Annotated in this window: 4 protein-coding genes and 1 pseudogene; 2 read left to right on the forward strand and 3 right to left on the reverse strand. The window is 60.3% G+C overall.

What is annotated here, in order from left to right:
- Window positions 1-12: 12 nt before the first annotated feature.
- Entirely contained in the window at window positions 13-1,629 is a 1,617-nt protein-coding gene (locus tag AC1DH9_RS19790; RefSeq protein ID WP_477808633.1) for an inorganic phosphate transporter, read from the reverse strand.
- Between the two features lie 188 nt (window positions 1,630-1,817).
- Complete coding sequence (locus tag AC1DH9_RS19795) at window positions 1,818-2,840, reverse strand: transporter (protein WP_427535992.1); 1,023 nt, start codon at window positions 2,838-2,840, stop codon at window positions 1,818-1,820.
- Window positions 2,841-3,117: 277 nt separating this feature from the next.
- Between AC1DH9_RS19795 and AC1DH9_RS19800 the strand changes: the two genes are divergently transcribed.
- On the forward strand, window positions 3,118-4,743 hold the full coding sequence (locus tag AC1DH9_RS19800) for a methyl-accepting chemotaxis protein (RefSeq protein ID WP_427535990.1): 1,626 nt from the start codon (window positions 3,118-3,120) through the stop codon (window positions 4,741-4,743).
- A gap of 112 nt (window positions 4,744-4,855) precedes the next feature.
- Window positions 4,856-5,308, forward strand: a complete 453-nt coding sequence (locus AC1DH9_RS19805; protein WP_427535988.1) for a hypothetical protein — start codon at window positions 4,856-4,858, stop codon at window positions 5,306-5,308.
- A gap of 85 nt (window positions 5,309-5,393) precedes the next feature.
- Here the strand turns inward: AC1DH9_RS19805 and AC1DH9_RS19810 are convergent.
- Window positions 5,394-5,714, reverse strand: a pseudogene (locus tag AC1DH9_RS19810) (PepSY domain-containing protein).
- Between the last annotated feature and the right edge of the window lie 222 nt (window positions 5,715-5,936).

Raw genomic sequence — 5,936 nt, forward strand, 5'->3', positions numbered from 1 at the left:
GTGTTGTCGGGTTCAGAACAGTTGGGTGAACAACCAGTACAGACTCCCCGACAACATAATCGCCGCCGGCAAGGTCAGTACCCAGGCCATCAACAGGTTGCGGATGGTCTTCATCTGCAAGCCGCCGCCGTTGGCCACCATGGTTCCGGCCACGCCGCTGGACAGCACGTGAGTGGTCGATACCGGCAGGCCGAACATGTCCGCCGCGCCAATCGTCAGCATCGCCACGGTTTCTGCCGAGGCGCCCTGGGCGTAGGTCATGTGGGTCTTGCCGATTTTTTCACCGACCGTGACCACAATGCGTTTCCAGCCGACCATGGTGCCCAGGCCCAGCGCAATCGCCACGGCGATTTTCACCCACAGCGGAATAAAGCGCGTGGCGTTGTCGATCTGCTGTTTGAACAATTGCAGTTTGCCCGTGGTGTCGGCATCGAAGTCGCCGACCTTGTTCTTGTCCATCAGGCGAATGGTTTCGCTGGTCAGGTACATGTCGTTACGCACGTTGCCCATGGCCTCGGCCGGGACTTTGGAGAGCGAGCCATAACCTTTCACTTCGTTACCGATATTGCCCGCCAGGGCGGCGAGGGCGGGGATCAGTTGCGGTGTCACTTCCTTGCTGCGTACGTATTCGGACAGCACGGGGCGCGGGTCGGCCGGGGCCGGTAGCGGAGCACTTCTGACTAACGCTTGTTGGGTGACTTCAGCCACGGCGGCGAATTGCAACGCCTGGTCGGCCGGCATGGTGCGGTTCAGCGCATAGGCCATCGGCAGGGTGCCGACCAGAATCAGCATGATCAGGCCCATGCCTTTTTGGCCGTCGTTGGAGCCGTGGGCGAAGGACACGCCGGTGCAGGTCAGGATCAACATCCCGCGAATCCACCACGGTGGCGGTGTATTGCCTTTCGGGGCTTTGTACAGCGCCCGATGTTTGACGAAGATGCGCAACGCCAGCAGCAACAGCGCGGCAAATGCGAAGCCGATCAGCGGCGACAGCAGCAACGCGTAACCGACCTTGGTGGCTTGCGCCCAGTCGATGCCGCTGGTGCCGTCGCGTCCGTGCATCAACGCATTGGCGACGCCGACGCCGATGATCGAGYCGATCAAGGTATGGGATGACGAAGCCGGCAGGCCCAGCCACCAGGTGCCGAGGTTCCACAGGATCGCCGCGATCAGCAGGGCGAAGATCATTGAGAAACCGGCAGATGAACCGACTTGCAGAATCAGCTCCACCGGTAGCAAGGCGATGATGCCGAACGCGACTGCACCGCTGGACAGCAGCACCCCGAGGAAGTTGAAGACCCCTGACCAGACCACCGCGAAATGCGGCGGTAGCGAATGGGTGTAGATCACCGTTGCCACCGCGTTGGCGGTGTCGTGGAAACCGTTGACGAACTCGAAGCCCAAGGCAATCAACAGCGCCACACCGAGCAGCAGAAACGGCGTCCAGGTAGTCACCGTGGTGCCGAGGTCGTGCATGTCGTGTATCAGGCTGTAGGCGGTGAACAGCAGCCCCATGGCCAGCACCGCGAAAAACACCACGGCGGTCAATACACCGGGTTTTTTATCAAGCTGCGGGCTGGCGTTGCTGGCGGAGGCGTTGGAGGCGGCGGTCAAGGAAGGCGTAGCCATTGCCGGACAATCCTGTGTCAGGGAGGAGTGCCGGTCATGATCGTTGCCGAATGTTACAGCGAGACTGCTTTGGGTCAGTGTTTGGTTTTTTGTCGTTCCACTGATCTGGATCGCACAGTGATCGGTCAGCCCCCTCGTAGCAGCAGGCTTCGCCAGCTGCTACGAGGGCAGGATTGATGTGGGACGGATCAATAATCCGCCCGCTTGCGAAACGCCCAGCGTCCAGCAAGCACGGTGAACGTCGCGACCAGTGCCACCAGAATCCAGAACCCTTCCGGGTCGCCGGCAAGGGGAATCCCGCCGACGTTCATGCCGAAGAAACCGGCAATGATGTTGATCGGCAGCGCCAGCACCGTGACCACGGTCAGGGTGAACAGCGTGCGGTTGCTTTGCTCGTTGAGGTTGGCGGCGATCTCTTCCTGCAACAGCTTGATCCGCTCGCCCAGCGCCGTGAGGTCGTTGATGATCAGCGCGAACTCCTCGGTGGATTTGCGCAGCTCCTTGACGTCGTCCTTTTGCAACCATTGCGGCGGACGGTTGAGCAGACGCAGCAGCGAGCCCGGCTCCAGTGCCAGCAGCCGTTGCAAGCGCACCAGCACCCGACGGTTGGCACCCAGTTCGGCACGGTTGGTGGACAGTCGYGATGACAGCAACTCGTCTTCGATCTGGTCGACACTCTGGCTGGTCTTGCGCACGATCTGCGTCAGCACTTCGCCCTGGTCGCGCAGCAAATGCACGAGCAGTTCCAGTGGCGAACGAAAGCATTCGCCGGCCTTGACCGAGGAGCGCAGCTTGTCCACCGAGTGCAGGGGTTGCAGGCGTGCGCTGATGATCAACCGACTGCGGGCGCAGACCCAAAGGGTCGAGACGTCTGACGAGACCATGCTGCTGAGGTTGAACACCACGTCGTTGACCACTGCCAGCAGCGCCGAATCGACGTGCTCGATGCGCGTCGACCGCGAGCCTTCATGCAAGGCTTCGAAAAATTCTTCCGGCAACTCCAGGTGCGCTTTCATCCAGCGCTCGCACGCGGCGTGGGCGAGGTTCAGGTGTAGCCAGAGGAACTCGTCCTCGGCGCCCGGTTGTTGCAGCAGATGCAGCGCCTTGGCCGARTCGATCTCGCGGCCGCGTTCGCCGGGACGAAAGCTGAAACCGTAGAGCAGGCCGAACAGGTCAGAATCGCGGTGGCGTTGATCGATGCTGTGGTTCATGGAGTCTCGCTGAAGGGCGGCGCCTGTCGTACGTTTCACAGGCTCACATGAGCGGCATCATGGCAACGCTGCTTGACGGTTTTGTGACAGTTTGGTGGCGCGTTTAATAGAACGTCTACCGGTGGTCGGATCAGTGTCAAGAAACCGTGGTGCATGCCGATGACGCCTACATTGGCTCAGGCACTTTGGTGTCCGGCCGTATGTTGTCGACAGGGAGGTCCGGACATCTCGCATGCCGTACTGGTGCGAGCCTTATCCCTGTCATGAGTATCACTCGATGTTTTTGCAAAAATCCCTGAGAGCGCAAATCCTCGCACTGCTGGGCGGCAGTCTGATCGCGATGTTGCTGATTGCCCTGGCCTGTTTTCACTTACTCTCCAGCGGAGTGCAGAACTACCGCAACCTCATCGAAGGCCCGTTACGTACCTCGCAACTGATTGACGAAGCCAACCTGCAATTCAAGGCTCAGGTTCAGGAATGGAAAAACGTCCTGTTGCGCGGCAAGCAACCGGCTGAGCTGGACAAGTACTGGAAGCAGTTCGAGGACCGTCAGGGCGACGTACAGAACATTCTTGGTGAATTGACCCGCCAACCGGGCATCGATGCCTCACTTAAAACCCGCCTTGAAAGCCTGCGTGATGCGCACCGGGTGCTTGGCGGCGCGTATCAAAAAGGTCGAGAGGCTTATCTGACAGCCGGTGGTGATCCTTCGGCAGGTGATAACGCGGTCAAAGGTGTGGACCGCGCCACGAGCGAGCAGATGAGCGAACTGGTCGACGAGTTGCGTAAACAGGGCAGGGAGCAATCGATGCTGATCAGCGCCAGCGCCGATCGTACAGTGTTGCTGGGTATCCTGGTGATGCTGGCTTCGGGCCTGTTGATTGGCTTGCTCAGCCTGTGGCTGGTCAACCGCAATCTGGTGGAACCGATCCGCAAGTTGATCGAATACGTCGCGCACTTGAGCCAGGGCCGGTTTGCCGAGCGGGTGGCGAGTGATCGTCAGGATGAGTTGGGCAAGCTGGCGGTGGCGGCGAACACGTTGCGCGATTTCCTTGCCGAGACTTTCAGTCGCTTGCAGCGCAGTGCCTCGGATCTGGACAGCGCCAGCGGTGAGCTGAACTCGATTGCAACCTTGATGGCCCATGGCACCAGCGAACAGTTCAACCGCACGGATCAAGTCGCCACGGCGATGAACGAAATGTCCGCCACCGCCCAGGAAGTCGCCCGTCATGCAGCCGACGCGGCACGGGCCGCCGATGATGCCGACCAGTCGGCGCAGCAGGGCGAGAAGGTCATGCAGGGCACGATTCACACCATCACCCAAATGCGCGGCGAAATCGCCAACACCGCGACGGTCATCCGCCAACTGGAAACCGATAGCGGGCGTATCGGCAAGGTGCTGGAAGTGATTCGCGGCATCGCCGAGCAAACCAACTTGCTGGCATTGAACGCGGCTATCGAAGCCGCTCGAGCCGGTGAAGCCGGACGCGGGTTCGCTGTGGTGGCCGATGAAGTCCGCAGCCTGGCCCAGCGCACGGCGGCGTCGATCATCGAAATCAACCAGATCATCCAGAGTGTGCAGACCGGCGCGGTAGACGCGGCCCAGGCCATCGAAAGCGGTCAGTCGCGCAGCGAAGAAAGCGTCGAGCAGGTCACTCAAGCCGGGGCCATGCTCGAGCGCATTACCGCGTCGGTGGAGGCGATCCGCGACATGAACCGTCAGATCGCCACCGCCGCTGAAGAACAGACCTCGGTGGCCGAAGACATTTCGCGCAACCTGACCGAGATCACCAGTATTGCCAGTACCAATCTGGACAACGTGCAGCGCACTGAAGCGGCGAGCAACAATCTGCACGGGTTGTCGGGGCAATTGAGCGCAGTGACGGCACGCCTCGGCGCTTAGCCAACTGAAATGTGTATCGGCACGCTAACCGTGTCGGTACACGATTGATCTCAAGTGAGGGGGTTGCACGTCGATGATTCGGTTATCCCTAACCTCATCGAAGGAAACGCCCATGGTCAGCCTCACATCGGTCTCGATCAATCAGACTCTGTCCACGACCACCAGCAAGACGACCATCAGTGACAGCGCCACTACCGACACCACGCAAAGCAGCACCGCGACGGGAAGTTCGACGACCGACAGCGGCAAAGTTGCAGCCGGTGGTGGCGCGTCTGCGTCGGGTAGCAGCAGTTCGAGCAGCAGTAGCAGTGAGTCGGATACGGTAAAAGAGCTGCGCAAGCAGATCGCCCAATTGCAAAAGCAATTGCAGGAGCAACAGCAACAACTGCAAGCTGCTCAGGCCAGTCAGGAAAGTGCGGATGCCAAAGCGGCGAAAATCGCCGCCGCCCAGTCACAGATCGCAACCACCTCGGGTTCGTTGGAGACCGCTACGGCGGCATTGACGCAAGCGCTGCAAGAGTCAGGCAGCAGCACGTCGGGGGCGTTGGTCAGTACGACGGCGTAACGGCGCGGCGGTGTTGCCCGTCATGCCCATCAGACGCAAAAAAGCCGCAGACCCTCAGGGGGGTGCGGCTTCTTTTTTTTTCGATTTACTTGTCTTGTGTGTTGCTCAGCACTTTGCCGGTTTTGGCGTCCAGCTTCACGTCCCACTCGACGTTCTTCGCGTCGCGGATTTCGACCTTGTACTCATAAGCACTGGTTTTGGCATTGTGCTCCAGCTCGGTGTCGGTGATGTTCGCGGCCGTGCTGCCAGGGTGCTCGGCCAGCGCGGCCTGATTGAGTTTCTACATGTCCATCACGGTGCCGTCCTTGAGCAGACCCGGGATCAGGTCCGGACGCACATCGGCCATGGCGAAACCGGCCGTCAGGGTCAGGGCAGCGGCGGTGAACAGGGCAGTCAACGTCTTCATGGGGTCATTCCTTGGGTGAGCTGTTTAAGTGGCGTCAGGTTAACCAGCGCAACTTAATTCATCCTTAACATCGCCTGAGCCTGGTCGTTCCCGCGCAAATCATCACGAGACTGCGTGCTGCCGAACCTGTAGCAGCTGGCGCAGCCTGCGTTCGGCTGCGCAGCGGTCGTGAAACCTGCGCCTGCGGTGAACCTGAAACTCCGCGTTGCCTGATTCTACGAC

The sequence above is a fragment of the Pseudomonas sp. 05T35 genome (assembly GCF_056396605.1).

Coding starts and splice junctions, on each gene's coding strand:
- AC1DH9_RS19800 (WP_427535990.1), top strand. CDS start 3,118: ATGTTTTTGCAAAAATCCCTGAGAGCGCAAATCCTCGCACTGCTGGGC.
- AC1DH9_RS19805 (WP_427535988.1), top strand. CDS start 4,856: ATGGTCAGCCTCACATCGGTCTCGATCAATCAGACTCTGTCCACGACC.